1 protein-coding gene is annotated in these 852 nt (G+C 45.1%); it reads left to right on the top strand.

The window, feature by feature from the left end; genetic code table 11:
• Window positions 1–178: 178 nt before the first annotated feature.
• The coding region (folM, locus tag A3766_RS03600) for a dihydromonapterin reductase (RefSeq protein WP_068641697.1) at window positions 179–852 on the top strand (674 nt) is incomplete at its 3' end.

Below are 852 nucleotides of genomic sequence, written 5' to 3'. Positions count from 1 at the left end.
GCATGTTGAGGATGGTCGCTTTCTATTATTGGAAAAACTGGTGTCAGACGTGTTGGGTCTTTGCAGTGAGCACTCTTGGGTGAGCTATGCGAAAGTACGAATTGATAAACCTCACGCGCTACGTTTTGCTGATTCAGTTTCTCTCAGTCTCGAATATAGGAAGCCGGAGTAGTGTTTTATGAGTAAGTCACCTGTTTTGATCACTGGTGTAGGCAGGCGCATTGGCTTGGCGCTGGCGCTTGATTGTTTGGCCAAAGGGTATCATGTGATCGGTACCTATCGAACTAGCTACCCGGAATTGGTGAAGCTGAAGGATATGGGAGCTGAGTTATATCAGTGTGACTTTCAATACCCTGAGCAGGTGAGTCAGTTGATTGATGCAGTAAGTGCAAAACATACATCGTTAAGAGCAATTATCCATAATGCCTCTGATTGGTTGCCCGATAGCAAAAATCGGGAAGATGATTTAAGCACTATCCAACAAATGATGAATGTGCATGTCAATATTCCTTATCACTTGAATCTGGCACTTGAGCCCTTGCTCAGGGCCTACCCGGATGGCATTGCCGATATCATTCATATTACCGACTATGTTGCAGCTACCGGAAGTAAAAAACATATTGCTTACGCGGCAAGTAAGGCTGCTGCCGAGAATCTCGTCTTGTCTTATGCTGCAAAACTAGCACCAGAGGTGACTGTTAATTCAATCGCGCCGGCGCTAATTATATTTAATGCGCAAGATACACAAGCCTATAAAGAAAAGGCGCTTAGCAAATCTGTTATGGCGAGGGAAGGGGGCGTTCAAGAAATCCTACGCGCAATTCACTACTTGCTGCAAAGTGAGTACATGAC

This window comes from Oleiphilus sp. HI0132 (genome assembly GCF_001635845.1).
This window is presented reverse-complemented; position numbering and strand designations above follow the sequence as displayed.